This is a genomic window from Kitasatospora sp. NPDC059827 (assembly GCF_042731675.1).
In the GTDB taxonomy this organism is placed as follows: Bacteria; Actinomycetota; Actinomycetes; order Streptomycetales; family Streptomycetaceae; genus Kitasatospora.
On record NZ_JBHWIV010000043.1, the window covers coordinates 1 to 17,282 of the forward strand.

Annotated in this window: 19 protein-coding genes; 11 read left to right on the forward strand and 8 right to left on the reverse strand. The window is 72.0% G+C overall.

Annotated features, from left to right (window positions below):
* The first annotated feature begins 384 nt into the window (after window positions 1-384).
* From ACFV8H_RS24905 to ACFV8H_RS24930, 6 genes are all read left to right on the forward strand, one after another.
* Window positions 385-1,818, forward strand: coding sequence for an HD-GYP domain-containing protein (locus ACFV8H_RS24905; protein WP_380403758.1), 1,434 nt, complete (start codon window positions 385-387; stop codon window positions 1,816-1,818).
* 110 nt (window positions 1,819-1,928) lie between these two features.
* Window positions 1,929-3,368 (forward strand): HD-GYP domain-containing protein, encoded by a 1,440-nt coding sequence (locus tag ACFV8H_RS24910; RefSeq protein WP_380403760.1) that lies wholly within the window; start codon window positions 1,929-1,931, stop codon window positions 3,366-3,368.
* Between the two features lie 385 nt (window positions 3,369-3,753).
* On the forward strand, window positions 3,754-4,740 hold the full coding sequence (locus ACFV8H_RS24915) for a hypothetical protein (protein ID WP_360233351.1): 987 nt from the start codon (window positions 3,754-3,756) through the stop codon (window positions 4,738-4,740).
* Between the two features lie 52 nt (window positions 4,741-4,792).
* On the forward strand, window positions 4,793-5,431 hold the full coding sequence (gene def / locus ACFV8H_RS24920) for a peptide deformylase (RefSeq protein WP_380403763.1): 639 nt from the start codon (window positions 4,793-4,795) through the stop codon (window positions 5,429-5,431).
* A 417-nt stretch (window positions 5,432-5,848) separates the two neighbouring features.
* Entirely contained in the window at window positions 5,849-6,625 is a 777-nt protein-coding gene (locus ACFV8H_RS24925) for a tRNA-dependent cyclodipeptide synthase (protein WP_380403766.1), read from the forward strand.
* A gap of 42 nt (window positions 6,626-6,667) precedes the next feature.
* Window positions 6,668-7,888, forward strand: a complete 1,221-nt coding sequence (locus ACFV8H_RS24930; protein ID WP_380403769.1) for a cytochrome P450 — start codon at window positions 6,668-6,670, stop codon at window positions 7,886-7,888.
* A gap of 57 nt (window positions 7,889-7,945) precedes the next feature.
* Here ACFV8H_RS24930 and ACFV8H_RS24935 read toward each other — a convergent pair whose 3' ends face one another.
* Together ACFV8H_RS24935 and ACFV8H_RS24940 are read right to left on the reverse strand one after the other, a co-directional pair.
* Entirely contained in the window at window positions 7,946-8,989 is a 1,044-nt protein-coding gene (locus ACFV8H_RS24935) for a ferritin-like protein (RefSeq protein ID WP_380403772.1), read from the reverse strand.
* Window positions 8,990-9,165: 176 nt separating this feature from the next.
* Window positions 9,166-9,777, reverse strand: coding sequence for a TetR family transcriptional regulator (locus tag ACFV8H_RS24940; RefSeq protein WP_380403774.1), 612 nt, complete (start codon window positions 9,775-9,777; stop codon window positions 9,166-9,168).
* Between the two features lie 82 nt (window positions 9,778-9,859).
* Between ACFV8H_RS24940 and ACFV8H_RS24945 the strand changes: the two genes are divergently transcribed.
* On the forward strand, window positions 9,860-10,780 hold the full coding sequence (locus ACFV8H_RS24945) for an oxidoreductase (RefSeq protein ID WP_380403777.1): 921 nt from the start codon (window positions 9,860-9,862) through the stop codon (window positions 10,778-10,780).
* Window positions 10,781-11,094: 314 nt separating this feature from the next.
* Complete coding sequence (locus ACFV8H_RS24950; RefSeq protein ID WP_380403780.1) at window positions 11,095-12,039, forward strand: hypothetical protein; 945 nt, start codon at window positions 11,095-11,097, stop codon at window positions 12,037-12,039.
* Window positions 12,040-12,159: 120 nt separating this feature from the next.
* Here the strand turns inward: ACFV8H_RS24950 and ACFV8H_RS24955 are convergent, their stop codons facing one another.
* The 6 genes from ACFV8H_RS24955 to ACFV8H_RS24980 all read right to left on the reverse strand — a co-directional run bounded on the left by ACFV8H_RS24955 (window position 12,160) and on the right by ACFV8H_RS24980 (window position 15,500).
* Entirely contained in the window at window positions 12,160-12,870 is a 711-nt protein-coding gene (locus ACFV8H_RS24955; protein ID WP_380403783.1) for a hypothetical protein, read from the reverse strand.
* Window positions 12,871-12,900: 30 nt separating this feature from the next.
* Complete coding sequence (locus tag ACFV8H_RS24960) at window positions 12,901-13,134, reverse strand: hypothetical protein (protein WP_380403786.1); 234 nt, start codon at window positions 13,132-13,134, stop codon at window positions 12,901-12,903.
* 65 nt (window positions 13,135-13,199) lie between these two features.
* Window positions 13,200-14,042, reverse strand: coding sequence for a helix-turn-helix domain-containing protein (locus ACFV8H_RS24965; protein WP_380403788.1), 843 nt, complete (start codon window positions 14,040-14,042; stop codon window positions 13,200-13,202).
* On the reverse strand, window positions 14,039-14,542 hold the full coding sequence (locus ACFV8H_RS24970) for a DUF6879 family protein (RefSeq protein WP_380403791.1): 504 nt from the start codon (window positions 14,540-14,542) through the stop codon (window positions 14,039-14,041). The genes ACFV8H_RS24965 and ACFV8H_RS24970 overlap by 4 nt, the downstream gene beginning before the upstream one ends.
* A gap of 245 nt (window positions 14,543-14,787) precedes the next feature.
* The gene (locus ACFV8H_RS24975) at window positions 14,788-15,063 is read right to left on the reverse strand and encodes a hypothetical protein (protein ID WP_380403794.1); all 276 of its coding nucleotides are present in this window, start codon (window positions 15,061-15,063) and stop codon (window positions 14,788-14,790) included.
* Complete coding sequence (locus tag ACFV8H_RS24980) at window positions 15,060-15,500, reverse strand: ATP-binding protein (RefSeq protein WP_380403797.1); 441 nt, start codon at window positions 15,498-15,500, stop codon at window positions 15,060-15,062. The genes ACFV8H_RS24975 and ACFV8H_RS24980 overlap by 4 nt, the downstream gene beginning before the upstream one ends.
* A gap of 234 nt (window positions 15,501-15,734) precedes the next feature.
* Here ACFV8H_RS24980 and ACFV8H_RS24985 point away from each other — a divergent pair, with 234 nt between their 5' ends.
* The 3 genes from ACFV8H_RS24985 to ACFV8H_RS24995 all read left to right on the forward strand — a co-directional run bounded on the left by ACFV8H_RS24985 (window position 15,735) and on the right by ACFV8H_RS24995 (window position 17,187).
* Window positions 15,735-16,589, forward strand: a complete 855-nt coding sequence (locus ACFV8H_RS24985) for a helix-turn-helix domain-containing protein (protein WP_380403800.1) — start codon at window positions 15,735-15,737, stop codon at window positions 16,587-16,589.
* Between the two features lie 29 nt (window positions 16,590-16,618).
* Window positions 16,619-16,828: a DUF397 domain-containing protein gene (locus ACFV8H_RS24990; protein WP_380403803.1), complete on the forward strand. Its 210-nt coding sequence runs from the start codon at window positions 16,619-16,621 to the stop codon at window positions 16,826-16,828.
* Window positions 16,829-16,893: 65 nt separating this feature from the next.
* Window positions 16,894-17,187: a DUF397 domain-containing protein gene (locus ACFV8H_RS24995; protein ID WP_380403806.1), complete on the forward strand. Its 294-nt coding sequence runs from the start codon at window positions 16,894-16,896 to the stop codon at window positions 17,185-17,187.
* Window positions 17,188-17,282: the final 95 nt, after the last annotated feature.

Consider the following 17,282-nt stretch of genomic DNA (forward strand, 5'->3'; position numbering starts at 1 on the left):
TGCGCGGGGCGGGCCCCCGGGTGCGCCGGTCGCGCCCTGCGCGCCGGCGGAGTAGACCGGCCCCTGTGGTCCGGGGCGCCCCCGGGCGAGGGCGGGCCGCACGGTTCGGACCGGGAGTTTCGGTGGCCCCGGGAGCATGCGCTCCCGGGGCCGCTCCCGTTCTGCTCGCATGCGCCCTCACTCGTTCGAGTGAGTTGGCGGTGCGCCAACTGCGCCATTGCGCGATCATGCGTCCCCACGCCCGGACGGCGGCCTATCCTCCTGACGGACGCTCACCGCCGGTCAGCCCGGCGCGCTGAGGCAACAGGGCCCGGACGCGGGGAGGTCGAGATCGCTACCGATAGTGGAGGCGCGACCCTGCCGCAGGGGGCTGCGCGCTACCTGGTGGCCGTCCCGGTGGCGGCCCTGTGCTGCCTGCTGCCGCTGCTGCCCGAGGCCGTCACGCCCGGGGTGCCGCGCTGGCTCGGACACCCGGCGGACTGGCCCAAGATCGGACTGCTCGGCTTCCTGCACGGCTGCTGGGAGTCGCTCGCCCAGGGCCTGCCCACCCCCTGCTCGCTCCTGCTGCGCCGGCTGCTGCGCCGCCCCGCGCCCGCCGGACGGGTCCCCGCCCGCCCCGGGGCGAACGCCTTCTTCCCGGTGCTGTTCGCCGGGGTGCTGATGCTCCCGCCGGCCGCCGCCGCCCTGGTCGCCGCCCCCGCCGCCCTGCTCGGCGGCCCCACCGGCCCCGGCTGCCGCGGCCGCCAGCTGTTCAACGGCTCGCAGCTCGCGCTGTGCGCCTTCGCCTCCTCGGTCGCCTTCCACCTGCTGCACGGCCCGCAGCTGCTGCTCGGCTCCCGCTTCCCCGCCGCGCTGCTGCCCGGCTTCGCCGCCGTCGGCGCGTTCTGCCTGGTCAACGGGCTGGTGGTAGGGGTGATGGTGGTGCTCAGCGAGAGCCGGCCGGTCACCGAGGTGCTCCGCGGCGCCTGCGCGGTGTGCGGGCTGCCGGTGCTGGTGCACGCGGCCGGCGGACTGATGGTCGCGGTGCTCTGGCAGGGCCCGTACGGGGCGTTCGCCGCCCTGCTGGCCCTGCTGCCGCTGTCCATCTCGGCCTGGGTCTTCGCCCAGGGCCAGCGCGAGCGGGACGCCCACCAGGCCACCGTGCAGTCGCTGGTGCAGGCGGTGGAGATCAAGGACGCCTACACCCGGGGGCACAGCGAACGGGTCGGCCGCGCCTCGGTGCTGATCGCCAATCAGCTCGGCATGGAGCCCGAGCGGCTGCGCACCCTGCGCTTCGCCGGGATCCTGCACGACGTCGGCAAGCTCGGCGTGGCCACCGAGCTGCTGCGCAGAAACGGTCCCCTCGACGAGGACGAACGCCGCGCCGTGGAGATCCACCCGGTGTACGGGTACGAGCTGGTGCGCGGGATCGACTTCCTCGGCGAGGCGCACGCCGGGATCCTGCACCACCACGAGCGGATGGACGGGCGCGGCTACCCGAGCGGACTGGCCGGCGAGCAGATCCCCGAGTTCGCCCGGATCATCTCCGTCGCCGACGCCTTCGACTCGATGACCTCCACCCGCTCCTACCGGCGCGGCCGCCCCGTCGCCGAGGCGGTGACCGAACTGGAGCGCTGCTCCGGCAGCCAGTTCGACCCGGTGATGGTGCGGGCGCTGATCGACGCGCTGGCCGTGCACGACTGGCAGCCGGTGGTGCACTCCGAGGACTGCGTACGGGCCGTCCCGGACATCCCGCTCGGGGTGCCCGAGCCGGTGCGGGCCGCGCCCGGACGGGTGCCCGCCCAGGGCGGGGCCCGCCCCGCGGCCGGGCAGCCGTGACCGGGCGCGCGGCCGGGGGCGGGGGCCGGGCCGAGGGCGGGGCCGGTTCAGGGCACGGGAGTGGGCGCGGGAGCGGGGGCGGTTCGGGGCGTGGGCGCACCGCGCGGGGTGTGCACGCGGCCGCCGCCGTGTTGGTGGTGCCGGCGTTCGGCGCGGTGGCGGTGCGGGGGATCGCCGAGCCGAGGGTCGCGCTGGCGTTCACCGCGCTGATCGCGCTCGGCGAATGCGTCCGGATCACCCTTCCGGGTGACCGTGAGCAGGCGCCCATCGGCGCGGCCGGCGCGCTGGCGTACGCCCTGCTCGGGCCGTTGCGCGGGGTGCCGACCGCGCACGGCACGCTCCAGGTCGTCGCGGTGACCGGGGTCGGCCTGCTGCTGGGCTGGCTGCCCGGGCTCGCCCTGCCGCACCGGCCGGGGCGCCCGCACCGGCGGCCGCCCTGGGCGGACCCGGCCCGGCGGGACAGCGCCGCCCGCCGGCTGCTCGCGGTCGGCTTCGCCGCTGCCGTGTTCCAGCCGCTCTACAACGGCGGCCTGGTCGACCGCTTCTCGCCCGAGGGCCCCGCCTACGGGGCCTTCCTGACGGCCGTCGCCGCGCTGGCCGCGCTCTGCGACGCGACGCTCGCGGCGCTGCTGCGCTCCTCGGGCCCGTCCTCGCCCGCCCGCCGTTCGACCGGAGGGCGGGCCGGGCGCAGCTGGGGGCACCTCCCCGGCGCCGCTCCGGGAGCCGTCGGCGACCGACCACGGCGCGACGGGGCGTGTGCCCCGGCGACGGCCCGCGGGCGGGAGCCCGAGGACGGGCCCGGGGCCGGCGGGCCGCGCTTCCCGGCCGCGCTGGAGGACGAACTGCGCTCGCTGTTCGGGATCGGCTCGGCGATCGTCGCCACCGGGATGCTGGTCAGCCTCGCGGCCGGCGAGGTCGGGCTGTGGGCGCTGCCGCTGTTCTGCACCCCGCTGCTGCTCGCCCAGGTCTCCTTCCGGCGGGCCGCCGCGGTACGGGCCACCACCGGGCAGACCATCGCCAGCCTGGCCCGGGCCACCGAGGTCGCCGGGTACACCCCGCACGGGCACGCGCGTCGGGTCGCGGACACGGCGTGCGCGCTCGGTCGCGAGCTGGGGCTGGGCACCCGTGAGCTCGCCCTGCTGGAGTACGCGGCGCTGATGCACGACGTCGGGCAGCTCTCCCTGGTCGAACCGGTGCCGGACGGCGCCACCGCGCTGCTGCCTGCCGTCGAGCAGCAGCGCATCGCCCGGCTCGGCAGCGAGGTGATCAGCCGCACCGGGGTGCCCCGGCAGGTCGCCGAGCAGGTCGCCCGACTGGCCGACCCCTGCCCCGGTCCGGTGGGCGGGGAGGGCCCGGTGCCGCTCGCCGCCCGGATCATCCGCGTCGCCAACGCCCACGACGACCTGCTCACCGCCGCCCGGGGGCGGGGCCTGGGCGAGGCGGTGGGGCGGCTGGAGGCGCTGGAGGTGCTGCGGCTGGGGCGCGGGCGGGTCTACGACGCCCGGGTGGTGGACGCCCTCGCCCGGGTCGGCGGGCAGGGGCGGGGCTGAGGGCCGGCCGCCGGGGTCGGGGGTCGGCGGGCAGGGTCGGGGCCCGGCGGGCAGGATCGGGGCGGGGATCGGCCGCCGAGAGCGCCGTCCTCGCGAGCGGTGTGGTGGCGCCCGCCCGGGGGCCTGCCCGCCCGCCGGGGCGCGGCGGTGCGGTCGGGGCGCGGCCGGGCGGCGCCCGTCCGGGGTTGAGGAGGTGCGCTCCGACGGGCAGGCTGGGGAGGGGCGGCCCCAACCTCGGCGGTGGGGAGCGCGGGCGGGGGCGGGCGTGGTTGGATGCGGTCGTAGCGTGGAACACCGACCCGGAGCACCGGGACCCGGGCCCCGTCGAGGACGGGACGGGCCCGGCGGCAAGGGACTTGAGCGGACGACGACGGCAGGGACGAACGTGAGGATCTTCCACCGGGCACGGCACCGGCCGTCCGCCACCTGGCGGCAGACGACCGACCGGGCCTTCACGCTGATCGGCGACGGCCGCTACGAGGACGCCGGCGCCCTGCTGGTGATGGCCGCCGACCTGGAGCCCTGGTTGTCCGACTCCTGGTTCAACCTCGCCCTGCTGCACAAGTTCCGCCGCGACTGGGAGCAGGCCCGCTCGGCCGGCCTGCGCGCCGTCGCCCTGCTCGACCGCGAGCAGGGCGCCCCCGACTGGTGGAACCTCGGCATCACCGCCACCGCCCTCCAGGACTGGCCGCTCGCCCGCCGCGCCTGGCAGGCCTACGGGCTCAAGCTGCCCGGCGGCCCCGGCGGGGACGGGCCGGTCAGCCTGGAGCTGGGCACCACCCCGGTGCGGCTGTCCCCCGACGGCGAGTCCGAGGTGGTGTGGGGCCGGCGCCTCGACCCCGCCCGGATCGAGGTGCTGTCCATCCCGCTGCCCTCCTCCGGCCGCCGCTGGGGCGAGGTCGTGCTGCACGACGGCGCCCCGCACGGCGAACGGGTCACCGACGGCGTCGCCTACCCCGTCTTCGACGAGATCGAGCTGTGGGCGCCCTCCCCGGTGCCGACCTACGTGGTGCTGCTGCAGGCCGCCACCGCCGGCGACCGGGACGCGCTGGAACGGCTGGTCGCCGACGCCGGCTACGCCGCCGAGGACTGGACCTCCTCGGTGCGGCTGCTGTGCCGCGCCTGCTCGGAGAGCCGGATGGCCGCCGACGACGGGATCGTCGCCCACCACGACCCCCACGACGACGGCGACGCCGCCCACCCCGGGCACCTCAGCCACCTCAGCCAGGGCGGCGCGGCCGGGATGTCCTGGCTGGTCGAGCGCGAGTGCGGGCTCGCCGCCCCGGCCCACCTGGTCCGCTCCCTGCTCGACCGCTGGGTCGCGGCCGCCCCCTCGACCAGGGCCTACCGGGATCTCGAAGAGGTCTGCTGATCCCGCTGAGTACCCTGGTGAGGTACGCGTAGACCTATGGGAGCGGAAGACAATGGCGGAGCAGCACGACCACCAGCACGAGCACGACGTGGAGGGGGCGGCGCCCGAGGCCCCCGCGAAGGTGATCGGTGAGGAGCCCGACCTCACCAAGGGCACCGCGCGCCCGATCACCGTGGTCGGCAATCCCGTGCTGCACCGCGAGGTCAAGGACGTCACCGCGTTCGACGCCGAACTGTCCGGGCTGATCGACGACATGTTCCAGTCGATGTACGCCGCCGAGGGTGTCGGCCTGGCCGCCAACCAGATCGGCGTCGACCTCAAGGTCTTCGTCTACGACTGCCCGGACGACGACGGCGTGCGCCACATCGGCCACGTGATCAACCCCAAGCTGGAGGAGTACCCGGCCGACCGGCGCCGTGTGCTCGACGACAGCAACGAGGGCTGCCTGTCCGTCCCGACCGCCTACGCCGAGCTGCCGCGCCCGGACTACGCGGCCGTGACCGGCGTCGACAAGGACGGCACCCCGATCCGCGTCGAGGGCACCGGCTTCTTCGCCCGCTGCCTGCTGCACGAGACCGACCACCTGTACGGCACCCTCTACATCGACAAGCTGTCGAAGCGGGACCGCAAGGACGCCCTCAAGCAGATGGCCGAGGGCACCGCGAAGTACGCGACGGTGCCGAACGAGTAACGGCTGAGCGGTAGTCGGCGAAGGCCGGTGCGGATCCTCCGCACCGGCCTTCGGCGTTTCCGGGGGGCGTATCTTCCGAAACGCATTCCCTTTTCCCGAGGGATGTTGGAGGATTTCACACTGGCCCGAGGAGCCGTCGGGGCGGTATTCGGCAGTCGTCGAAGAAATCTTCGTGAACACGTTTGCCGGGTGGCAGTTCACATGGATTCCGGCCGCTCGGTGATCACATTTCGCCAACCCCCGTACGGGGCTTGCGGAGCTCCCGCGCGGCAGCGGTAGTTTCAGGTCGCCGCAGCCCCACCAGGTGCACACGGCACTCCGGGTGAACTCCCCCCACCCGCCGTGCACCTCTGCGAATTCCCCCACATCCCCATGAACGCCCAGTCCGTGACCACTGCTGTGATGTGGAGGCAAGGCATGCGCGACGCCCTCCGGGACGAGCGCCCGACGGTGATTCCGTCGGGCGGGTACGAGGCACTTCCGTATTCCCGCCGCTGCCAGGAGATCTGGCGGCGCGGCGAACACCTGCTCATCGGCGTCAGCTCAGGAAACAGCTATTTCAGCGCCCGGCGGATCACCGAACTCGTCCGGTGGGGGCGGGAGTTCTTCGAGCGGATCGACATCGTCTACGCCGACCTGCTCGTCGGCACCCAGTTCGAGACCTTCGGCTACGCCCCCGAGCAGGCCGAGCGCCGGGCCCGCAAGGAGGTCAAGGCCACCGCCCGCCGGATCGAGCGGGGCGTCGAGGAGGCCGGCCCGCGGGGCGACGTCCGGGACGCCCGGGACGTCCGGGTGCACGCCCTCTCCTCCTTCGCCGGCGACCGCGCCTACCAGCGGCTGCACCGGCGGGCCGTCGACGCCCTGCGGACCGACCCGGAGCTCCGGGCGGCCGCCGAGGGCATGGCCCGCGGCTTCCTGGCCGCCCGGCTGGACGAGGGCCTCGCCCCCAGCGAACCCCAACTCGCCGCCGGGCTGCGCTACATCGCCGCCGAACTGCCGTTCTTCCTGGACACCCCGGCGCTGCTCGGCGTGCGCTCCTCGGTCAGCTGCTACCACCTGCAACTCCCGCTCACGCCCGTCCTGTTCGGCCGGGACGACGGCCTGCGCGCCGCGGCCGGCCAGGCGTACGCGGTGATCCGGCCGGCTGCGGCGTCCTCCGCCGTCGAGGCCGTAGAAGCCGCTGTGCCCGCGTAGTCGATCGTCCGGACTGCCGAACTTCCCCGAGGAGCAACGCCCGTGAGCACGACCGTGACCGTGACCCACCCGCCGACCACCGACATCGCCTTCCCGCTCTCCCGCCGGGGAGACGTCCTGCCCGCCGAGGCGAACCGGCTGAGGGAGGAGACCCCGATCGCCAGGGTCCGTACCCTCACCGGCGATCCGGCCTGGCTGGTCAGCAGCTACGCGCTGGCCAAGCAGGTCCTGGAGGACGAGCGGTTCAGCCTCAAGGACACCGCCAACCCCGGCGTCCCCCGCCAGTACGCGCTGACCATCCCGCCCGAGGTGGTCGACAACATGGGCAGCATCAACAGCGCCGGACTGCGCGACGCCGTCATGAGGACCCTCTCCCCGCGGGCCGACCGCGCCCTCGACGGCTGGCTCCAGGCCGAGGCCCACCGGCTGATCGACCGGCTCACCGCCCAGGGCGCCCCCGGCGAACTCCGCGACGGGTTCGCCGACCCCTACTCCGCCGCACTGCACTGCCGACTGCTCGGCATCCCGGCCGAGGACGGGCGGCGGCTGATGGCCGGCGTCGACCTCGCCTTCCTCACCAGCCCGGTGCCCTTCGCCGGTGCGGCCCCCAACTGGTACAAGGACCTCGGCCACGTGCTCGGGCGGCTGAACGCCGACCCGGAACCGGTGGACGGCCTGCTCGGCCGGTTCGCCGCGCTGCGCCGTTCCCCGGACGTCACTGACCGGGTCGGCGACGAACTGCTCGCCACCGTCGCGCTGTCGCTGTTCGGCGCGGGAGCGGTGTCGACCTCGGCGTTCCTGCTGAACGCGATCGTCTACCTGTGCGAACAACCCGAACTCGCCGACCGGCTCCGGCGGGAGCCGGCGCTGATCGGGCGCGCGGTGGACGAGTTGCTGCGGGTGAACCTGTCGATCGGCGACGCCCTGCCGCGGCTCGCGCTCGCGGACGTCCAGGTGGGCGGGGTGCTGGTGAAGGAGGGCGAGCTCGTGCTCGTCCTGGTCGAGGGCGCCAACTACGACCCGGCGGTCTTCCCGGACCCGGAGCGGATCGACTTCGACCGGCCGAGCAACCCGCACCTCGCCTTCGGCGCGGGCCGGCACTTCTGCCCGGCCTCGGCGCTCGGCCGCACCCACGCCGAGATCGCCCTCACCGCGCTCGTCGAACGGCTCCCGGGCCTGCGGCTCGCCGTTCCCGCCGACCAGCTGGCCTGGCGGCCGGGGTTCATCAAGCGGCTGCCGGAGCGGCTGCCGGTGGTGTGGTGAGCCGAGGGCCTTCGGGGCCGGTACGGACCCGTCCGTACCGGCCCCTGCGCCGTTCGGTCACACCAGGAGCCACTCCGGGCCGTACGTGAAGCGGGGGTCGGCCGGGAGCTTGACGTCGACGATCTGCTGGGCCGTGTCGCGCAGTTGGCCCATCAGGCCGATCGCGGTGCCGAGCTGGGACGGGTCGCCGCCCCAGGCGCGTTCGAGGGCGTGCAGCATGGCGCTGTAGTGCTGGTTGAAGGCGTCCAGCTGCCCGGCGGTGGGCCCGTCGGGCGAGTTGGGGTCGCCCTGGCGGGGCCAGCCGCCCTTGGGGACCCGGGCGACCGGGAAGGTGTCCGGCAGCGGGACGTCGGCGCCGGTGAACTCCCACGTCTTCGTCGTGGGGTTCTGGACGAGCTTCCGGCCGACGGCGATCTCCTGGAAGGCGTAGTAGTGGGCGAGTTCGCCCGGGGCACTGGGGAACGGGTCCTCCGGGGAGGCGGTGGTGCCCTCGCCCTGGGTCTGGATGACGTGGATCGCCGAGAGCACGTCGTCGATGGTGTTCATCGCGACGATGCTTCGGTTGGTGCCGAGCGAGAACGTCACCTGGCGCTGCCCGGTGAGCAGGTGGGCGTACGTGGGGAAGACGTTGGCGATGCGCTGGTAGAAGGCGCCGATCGTGTTGCCGTCGGAGGCGTAGGCGAGCGGGTTCTCGGGCTTCTCGATGGCGGCGAAGAGCCCGGCCGAGTCGCGGGAGAGCCCGCTGAGGTAGACCACCAGGCCCGGGTTGACGCCGCCGGGCAGCTCGCCCGGGTACTTGGGGACGGTGAGCGGGTTGGTCAGGACGACGGTGCCGCCGATGCTGGTGAGCATGTTGCAGACCAGCCCGAAGTGGAACATCTCGTCGAAGATGATCTCCTGGACGGTGTCGCCGACCGGCTGGTCGCCGTTCCGGGCGGTGATCGACCACAGGGCGGTCGAGTACGGCGGGATGGTCGACACCTCCAGCATGATCGCCCGCTGGAGGGCCTCCTTGAGCTCCTGCTCGGTCCAGTCCTCCTCCGCCATGCTCATGAGCTGGGTGATCGCGTCGCTCTCGTAGTCGAGGACTCCGGTCGTCACGGGGGACCCCTTTCGTTCGGCTGTGCGCCGGACCGTAGCGGGGTGCGGGTCGTGCGTGTGCGTGTGATGCCGGTGCGGCCCGGGAGTTCAGTCGGACGGGCGGCGCGCGGCGGTCGCCGGTGCGGGGTGGGCGCCGGTGCGGGGTGGGCGCGCGCCGCCGCCGGGCGCGGTGATCGTCAGCGCGCAGTGGCGTCGAGGGCCGGGGCGATGGCGGTGAAGGCCTGGTCGGTCAGGGCGGCCGGGTCCGCCGTGCCGTCGCTCGCGCTCCAGCACTGGAGTACGACGTCGAAGGCGGTCAGGGCCATTCCCGCGGCCATCCGGGGGCGGAGTCCGGCCGCGGCGTCCACTCCCAGGCGATCGGCGAGTTCGGCGGCCAGCTCCTCCCGCCACTGCGACTGGTGCTCCAGGAGGCGGGCGCGCAACGCGGGTGTGCCGAGGATCAGTCGGACCACGCGCAGGGTCTGCTCGGAGTGGCCGGCGCACGCGTCGACGGCGGCCCAGACGGTGTGCCGCAGGGCGGTGGAGGGGCTCTCCCCGGCGGGCCGTGCGGCGAGTTCGGCGCGCATGCCGTCGCCCAGCTCCGCGAGGAAGCGGACGACCACGTCCTCCTTGGAGGCGAAGTAGCGGAAGAACGTCCGCTTGGACATGCCGGTGGCGGCGGCGATCTCGTCGACCGTGACCGCGTCGAACCCGTGCTCGGCGAACAGGCCCAGTGCGGCCCTGGTCAGTTCGTCGGCGACGAGCCGGCGCTTGCGCTCGGCCAGGCTCGGGGCGGGGAAGGTGGTCATCCCTCGATGCTACACGCGGGGTCGTTCCTGGCGCTTGGAGTCGTACTTGACACTTGGTGACATGAGCGGCAGCGTGTGTCGTATGACGAAGCATCAAGCGTGGAGCGCCGAACGGATTCCGGACCAGGCGGGGCGACTCTTCGTCGTCACCGGCGCCAACAGCGGCCTCGGGCTGGCGACCGCCCGCGCCCTCGCCCACCGGGGCGGCCGGGTCGTCCTCGCCGTCCGCGACGAGGCCAAGGGGCGGCGCGCGGTCGCGGAGCTCACCGCCGAGCAGCCGGGGGCGTCCCTGGAAGTGCGGCGCCTCGACCTGGCCGACCTCGACTCCGTCCGAGCCTTCGCCGAGCGGCTGCGCTCCGACGGCCTCCGCCCGGACGTCCTCGTGAACAACGCGGGTGTGCTGGCCCCGCCGCGCACACTCAGCGCGCAGGGGCACGAGCTCCAGTTCGCGGCCAACCACCTCGGACACTTCGCGCTCACCGGGCTGCTGCTCGACCTGCTGGCCGGCGGGACCGACCCCCGGGTGGTCACCGTGAGTTCGGCCAACCACCGGCAGGGGCGGTTCCACTTCGACGACCTCACCGGCGAGCGCGGGTACTCGCCGATGGGGCGCTACAACCAGTCGAAGCTGGCCAATGCCGTTTTCGGCCGGGAGCTCCACCGGCGTCTCACCGTCGCAGGCAGTCCGGTCCGCAGCCTGCTCGCCCACCCCGGTTACGCGGCCACCGGCATCCAGGCGGGCTCGGTCGGCCCGGTGAAACTGCTCTTCGGCCGCCTCCTGCTCCCGCTCGCCCAGACCCCGGCCCGGGGCGCGCTGCCCCAACTCTTCGCCGCCACCGCCCCGGACGCCCTCGGCGGGCAGTTCATCGGCCCGGGCGGGATGGGAGAACTGCGCGGCGCCCCGAAGGTCGTGCGGCTCGCCCCGAGGGCGACCGACGCCGAGACGGCGCGGCGGCTCTGGGAGCTGTCGGAGCGGCTGACGGACGTCCGTTTCGCGCTCTGACGGAGCAATTTGTGCCCTGCGGGGGCGAGTCGGGCGGCGCACAGGAAGTCGGCCCCGCCGACTTCCCGTGCTGGTGGGGGATTCGGCTCCGCTGTCGGAGGGTGGGTCTAGCGTGCCTGGCAAGATCATCGGCGGGTGTGCCGGGGTCGGGCGGAGCGATCGTGCGGGGGTGCGTCCTGGTGGGCTGGTGGGAGCGGAAAGCGGAGGAGGAGCGGGCGCGGTGGGGGCTCGATCCGCTGGTGGGGGTCGGGCCGCTGCGGTTCGGGATGAGCCCCGACGAGGTCAGGGACGTCCTCGCGGAACACCCTTCCCCGGTGCAGAGCACGCAGGACCGGGTGTGCTGGCAGGGGTACCACCACGGTACGGGCGTGACCGCGATCTACGGGCCGGACGAGCGGCTGGCGGCGGTGGCGGTCGACGCGAACACCGGACCGCTGGTGCGGCTGCGAGAGGTGGAGCTGATCGCCCGGGTGCCGTCCGAGGTCCGGGCCGAGGTCCACGCGCTCGCCGGTCGGGAGGGCGTTCCGGTCGGGGTGAACTGGAGCGGCGATCCGGAGGTGGCGGCCTGGGGAGTGTCCATGGGCGCCGATCAGGAGTGGGGCACGTCGCCCGACGGGTACCTGGAGCGGCGGGACGCGATGCTCACCGGTGCCCTGCTCGTCGGCCCTGAGCTGGCCGAGAACCCGTACGGGGCCGAACCGGTGCTCGCCTGGCGCGACGTCCGCAGGCTGGAGACGAATTCCTGCTCCTGGCCGGTGACGTCCGATCAGGACCGGCCCCGCTGGGACTGGACGCCGCTGGAGCGGGTCGGCCCGCTGCGGTTCGGGATGAGCCCGCGAGAGGTGGCGGCCGCGCTGGGCGGTGAGACGCCGGCCGCCCGGCGGGGGTGGGGCTACCAGTCGATGCGGCACTACGGGGCCCGGCAGTGGATCCTGTCGGAGGACCAGTTCGACCGGGCCGGAGTGACCGCGCACTACTGGCACCAGCAGGGCTTTCCCACCCTGGCGGCCGTGACCGTGAACGGCCGCACCGGTCCGCAGCTGGAGTTCGAGGGCCTGCCGCTGATCGGCCGGACGGTCTCCGAGGTCGATGCGGCCCTCACCCGGTACGTCGAGAGCCATGACGGGACGCTGCTCATCGGCTGCGACGGAGACCTCGGGCCGGACGGCTCCGGCATGTCCGTGCGCGCCACCAGGGCCGGGGACACCGTGGTGAGCGGTGCCCGGTTCCACGCGGAGGACTGGGACGACCACGGCTGAGCCGGTGCGGTGCGGTGTGGCGTTGTGTGGTGCACGGGAAGTCGGCCCCGCCGACTTCCTGCGCACAGATGTCCTTGCCCCCGCCCGGGCGTGAACGCCGGGCGGGGGCAAGCTCTGGCTCTACCACTGGGGCATCGGCTCCAGGACGAAGCCGCGGAGCGGCACGTCATCGGTGGGCGGGCCGTAGGTGGGATCCTCCGGCGCTTCCTGCTGCCGTCGGTAGCAGGCAACCAGCTCCGCGTACCGGGGGTCGATCCACTCTTCCATTCGAGTACCTCCTGTCGGCTGGTCGGCAGGGTACGCCGCCCAGGCCGCCTTCGGCTTGTGGCAAGGGTGTTCGGGCTTCGGCATCGGCTTGATCGGGCCGTCCTTGGCGGGGGCGTGCTGGCAGCCGGCGGCGACGGTCACCAGACTGTCGTCGTCGGGAGCCCGCCACAGGTCCAGGTCGATGTCGAACCCGACCGCGCGGATGGCGGCCTGCGTGTGTCGGAGGATGTTCGGGTCGTAGTTCTCGGTGCCGTATCCCGGGCTGTGGTGGACGAAATCGCCGAAGCGCGCACACAGATCCGCGTAGGCCTCGGCGTGCTGGATGAGGGCGTGCCAGCCCTCGTCCACGATGCGGCTCGGCACGATGGCGATGTCACGGCGAAGTGCACCCGTGACGACGAACGCGATCGCCTCCCGGGTGATCCGCCTGGCCATGGGAACTCCCAGGCCCTGGTTGTTGTCGAGCACCGTCGAGGCGACGGAGCCGAAGGTCAACGGCCCCAGCAGGACATCGGCCAGGTGGGGGAGGTTTGCGCTCAGCGGCTCGGGGGGTTCGGCGGTCATCATGCTGCTCCTCGGTCGGGGCCACCCGCATCAGCCCCACAGGCTGATGCGGGTGGTGAGCTGGTCGGCGGGTACCTGGCGTGGCGGAGCGTCCGGCTCGAACAGGGGCCGCACCAGGGCCCTGCCGTCCTGGGCGCCCACCACCTCGACCAGGCGCCCGGTGGTGAGGTCTTTCCGGACCGGGCTGTTGTCGACCTGTTCCATGAGTTCCGCGTGGGTGCGGCGCCGCTTCGGGCCGGTCGATGCGGGATCCGCAGCGGACATGGAGGGCTCCCGTGAATCGGTTTGTTTCGGCGACGCACCAAATTTCGGGGGTGAAGGGCTGATTCCTACACGCTTTCCTGTTCGCGAAAGTACTCGTCGCGGACCCCTTCGATCAGTTCGCGCATGTCATCTCCGTGCAGCGCCACGGAATCGAATTCTGAGAATTTTGAAAGATAGGTACTGACATCTCTTGGATCGCGAGTGGTGATCTCCGAGTGGAACGTCTCCACCATGACCAGGCGGTCGTCATGCATGCTGAAACAGGTCATGGGGAAGTCCGGCATCCTCCTGTTCAGAGGGAGGATGCCGATGGTCACGTTGGGAAGCCGGGACAGCGACAGCAGGCGATCGAGCTGTGTGGCCATGACAGCAGGAGGGCCGATGCGCCAGCGCAGGACGTGCTCACAGATGAGGAAGCGGAACGTCCGGTGTCGATCGTAGAGGACGGCCTGCCGCTCCAATTGAGCTGCGATCGTCTTCGTCTTGGCTTCCGCCGACAGTTCGGAGTGCAGGGCGAAGACCGCCGTGACGTACTCGGCAGTCTGGAGCAAGCCGGGGATCAACTGCCCCTGGAAGAGCCGGAGAAGGGTCGTCTGGGCCTCAATGGCTTTGATGGCGTGCTGGTGCTTCCAATGGCCCATGCGGCGGAGTTCTCGCCAGGCGATCTCCTCGGTGGCAGCACCTCGGGCCGCCTTCAGGAACTCGGATTTGGCCTCACCTGATATGCCGAGCGCCGTCAGGATGAGGTCCACGTCCTGCACGCTCGGAAGGGTCTTGCCGGTTTCGATCTTCGAGAGCTTGGCCGGAGACATGGAAGCCCTGCGGGCGATGGTCTCGGCTGTCTTGTCCGAGGCGATCCGCAGCGCCCGCAGGGCCTTGCCCAGGTCCTTGTGCTGGTCTCCGCTCAACCTGCCGAGTACTCCCCGAAGGGTACGGCGGCTGCCAGGGCGATCTCCCGGTACCGCTGGTACTCGCTCAGGCGGTCGTCGGGCAGTAGTTCCGCGCCGAGGAACTGTCCCGCGTCGGTGTAGTGCATTCGGTAGACCCGGGCGTCGTCGAACAGCCAGAAGTCGTGGTCGGGCAGGCCGGCCACCTCCTGCCGGGCCGTGTCGATGATGCCGATCGACTCGCCGGCCGTGATGTTGCCGGGGTAGGAGGCCAACTCGTACCGGAGATAGTCCGAGAGGGGCGAGCGGAGGACGTGCACCCGGGCCACCTGCTTGCCCAGGTCCGTCATGGAGCGGACCCAGGGATTGTCGGAGGACTCCGGCGGCAACCCCTCGCCCGCGAGGAAGGCGGCGAATTCCTCACGCTCGTCGTCCACGTCGTAGACGGCCAGTGTTTCGAGCCGGAAGGCCGTTCGTTCGAAGGTCTCGAAGAGGCGGCCGAATTCTTCACCCTTGAGCATGGAAGTACCTCTCCAGGACGTCGGCGGGCATCAGGACCGCCGACTCGCCCGGCGGCAGGTTCAGTTGCGCAAGGCGGTCGGGGTCGGTGATCACGTGGCCCTGGGCCACGTAGTTCGTCGGTGGTTCCTGCTGCTCGATGCTTCCGGCTCTCCAGGTCGAGGGTCAAGGACCTGATCTTTCCGGAACGGGAAAGCCGTCCATCCGCCCCCGGCCGGTGTGAACACCGGCCGGGGGCAGGGGGGGTTCAGGGCCGGTGACGGGTGGTGATGGTGAGCGGGTGGGCGGTTCGGTCCGCCGTGTCGCCGAGGTAGAGGGTGACGGACCAGCGGCCGCTGCGAGCGAGGGAGTGGGCGACGCCGTTGTTGCCGCCCGGGCCGATGCAGAGGCGGAGGAAGTCCCGGTGGGCGGCGCGGACGGGGTGTCGGCGGACGTGGTCCCAGAGGACGGGGAGCGCGTGGTCGAGGCTGGGGAACACGGTCGGCAGCATGATGCCCGCGATCCCGGCCCGGACCGGCTTCACGCGGCGGCCTCGGCGGCGGGCGCGGTGATGTGGCACCAGATGAACTTGCCGATGCCGCCCCTGCGCGGGCAGCAGCCCCAGCTCTGCGCCAACTCCTGGACGAGGAACAGGCCTCGGCCGGTTTCGGAGGTGGGGGACGCCGGGTGGCGGAGCGAGGGCTTCTCGCTGTCGGCGTCGTGCACCTCGATGCGGAGGGTGGTGGGGGAGGAGAGCTGAAGGCGGACGAAGATCAGGCGGTCACGCGGGGTGCGGGTGTGGGTGACCGCGTTGGTGACGAGCTCGCTGAGGAGCAACTCGCCGGTGGGGAGGAGGTGTTCGCGGGAGGGGTGGGAGTGGAGAAAGGCGTGGAGCTCCTGGCGCGCGGCGCGGGCGGACTTCGGGTGCCGGGGCAGCCAGCAGGTCTGCTCGTCGGGGGCGGGGCAGGGGGTTTCAGGCATGGCGGTGTCACCTCTGGGATGTGCAGGTGAGAGCGACTGGAGAAGGCATGGGGATGCCCGGGGCAATGAGCCCGCCTCGATGACTCTGTGTGGCGCGACTCGCTACTCCAGGTAGCATGCACCCGTGGTGATGCAAGCTGCAAGCGAAACGAATGCAACGATGCAGAATGACTTTCGCTGGATTGACGCATCGTCACAAGGCAGACTGGGGCTGGCCAGGGAGAGGATCTGTACATGGCTGATGAGCTGAGGCCGACCGTGCGTGCTCGCCGGCTCGGCTCGGAGCTTCGCCGTCTCCGCGAAGCTGCGGGCAAGGGGACCGAAGATGCGGCGAAGGCTCTTGCCTGCTCCCGCGCCAAGATCAGCCGCATAGAGACCGGAGCATCTGGTGTCCGTCGGCTGGATCTCGGGATCTTGCTGGACCTGTACGGGGTGGCCGGGGGAGAACGCGACGCACTTGAGGTGTTGTCCAGGGAGAGCAAGAGGCGCGGTTGGTGGCACGACTACGGTGACACGATCCCGTCGGCGTACGTGGACGTTCTCGGGCTCGAAGACGACGCCCGGTACATCCGCATGTGGCAGACCATGGTCGTCCCGGGCCTGTTGCAGACAAGGCGTTACGCCCGGGCCTTGCTTGAGGCCAATCCTGCCGCCGTGCGTCCGGAACGCATCGACCAGCTGGTCGAGATCCGGATGGAGCGGAAGGAAGTCCTCGCGAAGCCGGACCCGGCTCGCTTCTGGGCGATCATCTGGGAGCCCGCGCTCAGGTGTCCGGTGGGAGGAGCGGAAGTTCATCGAGAACAGCTGACGCACCTGATGGAGACGGCGAACCTGCCTAACGTGACCCTGCAAGTGGTGCCACTGGATGTCGGCGCAACCGCGGGCGCGTGCGGCGCTTTCGTGATGTACGGCTTCTCCGATTTGCCCACTCCTGGGGCGGTGTTTCTGGAGACACTGACGAGCAGCCACTACCTGGAGCAGCAGGGCGAGCTGGACGGCTACGGGCTGGTCTTCGAGTACCTGCGATCGGCTGCTCTGGACCCGGTGAAGTCGCTGGATATGATCGCGGCGATTGCGGCGGAGACGTGACGACGAGATCAAACAAGAGGTGTGAGCGCATGACCGTGCCAGAGATCGCCGCCCGGGGTTGGTACAAGAGCAGCTACAGCGCCCAGGCGAACGAGTGCGTGGAGACCGGGCAGTTGGTTCTGGGCGGAATGGCAGTCCGCGACTCGAAGGACGCAGGTGGGCCATCCCTGCAGTTCACCGCAGATGCCTGGGCTGCCTTTGTCAGCGGGACGAAGGCTGGGGAGTTCCTGGGCGGGTAGACGAGTCTCGACGCGATTGCTCGGGTGCGGCGGAGGCCGTGCCGCTAAGCAATGGAGGGCGAGACATGGTCGCAGTGGATCTCGGGAGCGTGAGGTGGCGCAAGGGTAGCTACAGCGGTCAGGGGGGCGGCTGCGTTGAGGTTGCCGACCTCGTGGGTGCTTCTGTCGTTGGACTCAACTGGCGGAAGTCATCTTTCTCGGGCGCGCAGAGCGATTGTGTTGAGGTGGCTGATCGTGGGATCGATGTCGTGCCGGTTCGCGACTCCAAGGACCCGGACGGGCCCGTTCTGCTCTTGTCGGCTGAGGCTTGGGCGTCCTTCGTAACCGGCGTCAAGTCTGGGGAGTTTTCGGCCGGCTGATGTGACAGTGGTGGGGCCCGCGGGGGGGGGCCACAGTTCGGGCAGGTGTGGGTTTGGGTGCAGAATAAAACAGAAAGCAGGAAGATAACCCGGGC

What these genes read in the sequence shown, in the direction of transcription:
- ACFV8H_RS24940 (WP_380403774.1), bottom strand. Translation starts at nt 9,777, where the DNA reads ATGACCACCTTCCCCGCCCCGAGCCTGGCCGAGCGCAAGCGCCGGCTC.
- ACFV8H_RS24970 (WP_380403791.1), bottom strand. Translation starts at nt 14,542, where the DNA reads ATGCTCAAGGGTGAAGAATTCGGCCGCCTCTTCGAGACCTTCGAACGA.
- ACFV8H_RS24990 (WP_380403803.1), top strand. Translation starts at nt 16,619, where the DNA reads ATGACCGTGCCAGAGATCGCCGCCCGGGGTTGGTACAAGAGCAGCTAC.
- def (WP_380403763.1), top strand. Translation starts at nt 4,793, where the DNA reads ATGGCGGAGCAGCACGACCACCAGCACGAGCACGACGTGGAGGGGGCG.
- ACFV8H_RS24985 (WP_380403800.1), top strand. Translation starts at nt 15,735, where the DNA reads ATGGCTGATGAGCTGAGGCCGACCGTGCGTGCTCGCCGGCTCGGCTCG.
- ACFV8H_RS24925 (WP_380403766.1), top strand. Translation starts at nt 5,849, where the DNA reads ATGCGCGACGCCCTCCGGGACGAGCGCCCGACGGTGATTCCGTCGGGC.
- ACFV8H_RS24955 (WP_380403783.1), bottom strand. Translation starts at nt 12,870, where the DNA reads ATGACCGCCGAACCCCCCGAGCCGCTGAGCGCAAACCTCCCCCACCTG.
- ACFV8H_RS24980 (WP_380403797.1), bottom strand. Translation starts at nt 15,500, where the DNA reads ATGCCTGAAACCCCCTGCCCCGCCCCCGACGAGCAGACCTGCTGGCTG.
- ACFV8H_RS24945 (WP_380403777.1), top strand. Translation starts at nt 9,860, where the DNA reads ATGACGAAGCATCAAGCGTGGAGCGCCGAACGGATTCCGGACCAGGCG.
- ACFV8H_RS24960 (WP_380403786.1), bottom strand. Translation starts at nt 13,134, where the DNA reads ATGTCCGCTGCGGATCCCGCATCGACCGGCCCGAAGCGGCGCCGCACC.
- ACFV8H_RS24995 (WP_380403806.1), top strand. Translation starts at nt 16,894, where the DNA reads ATGGTCGCAGTGGATCTCGGGAGCGTGAGGTGGCGCAAGGGTAGCTAC.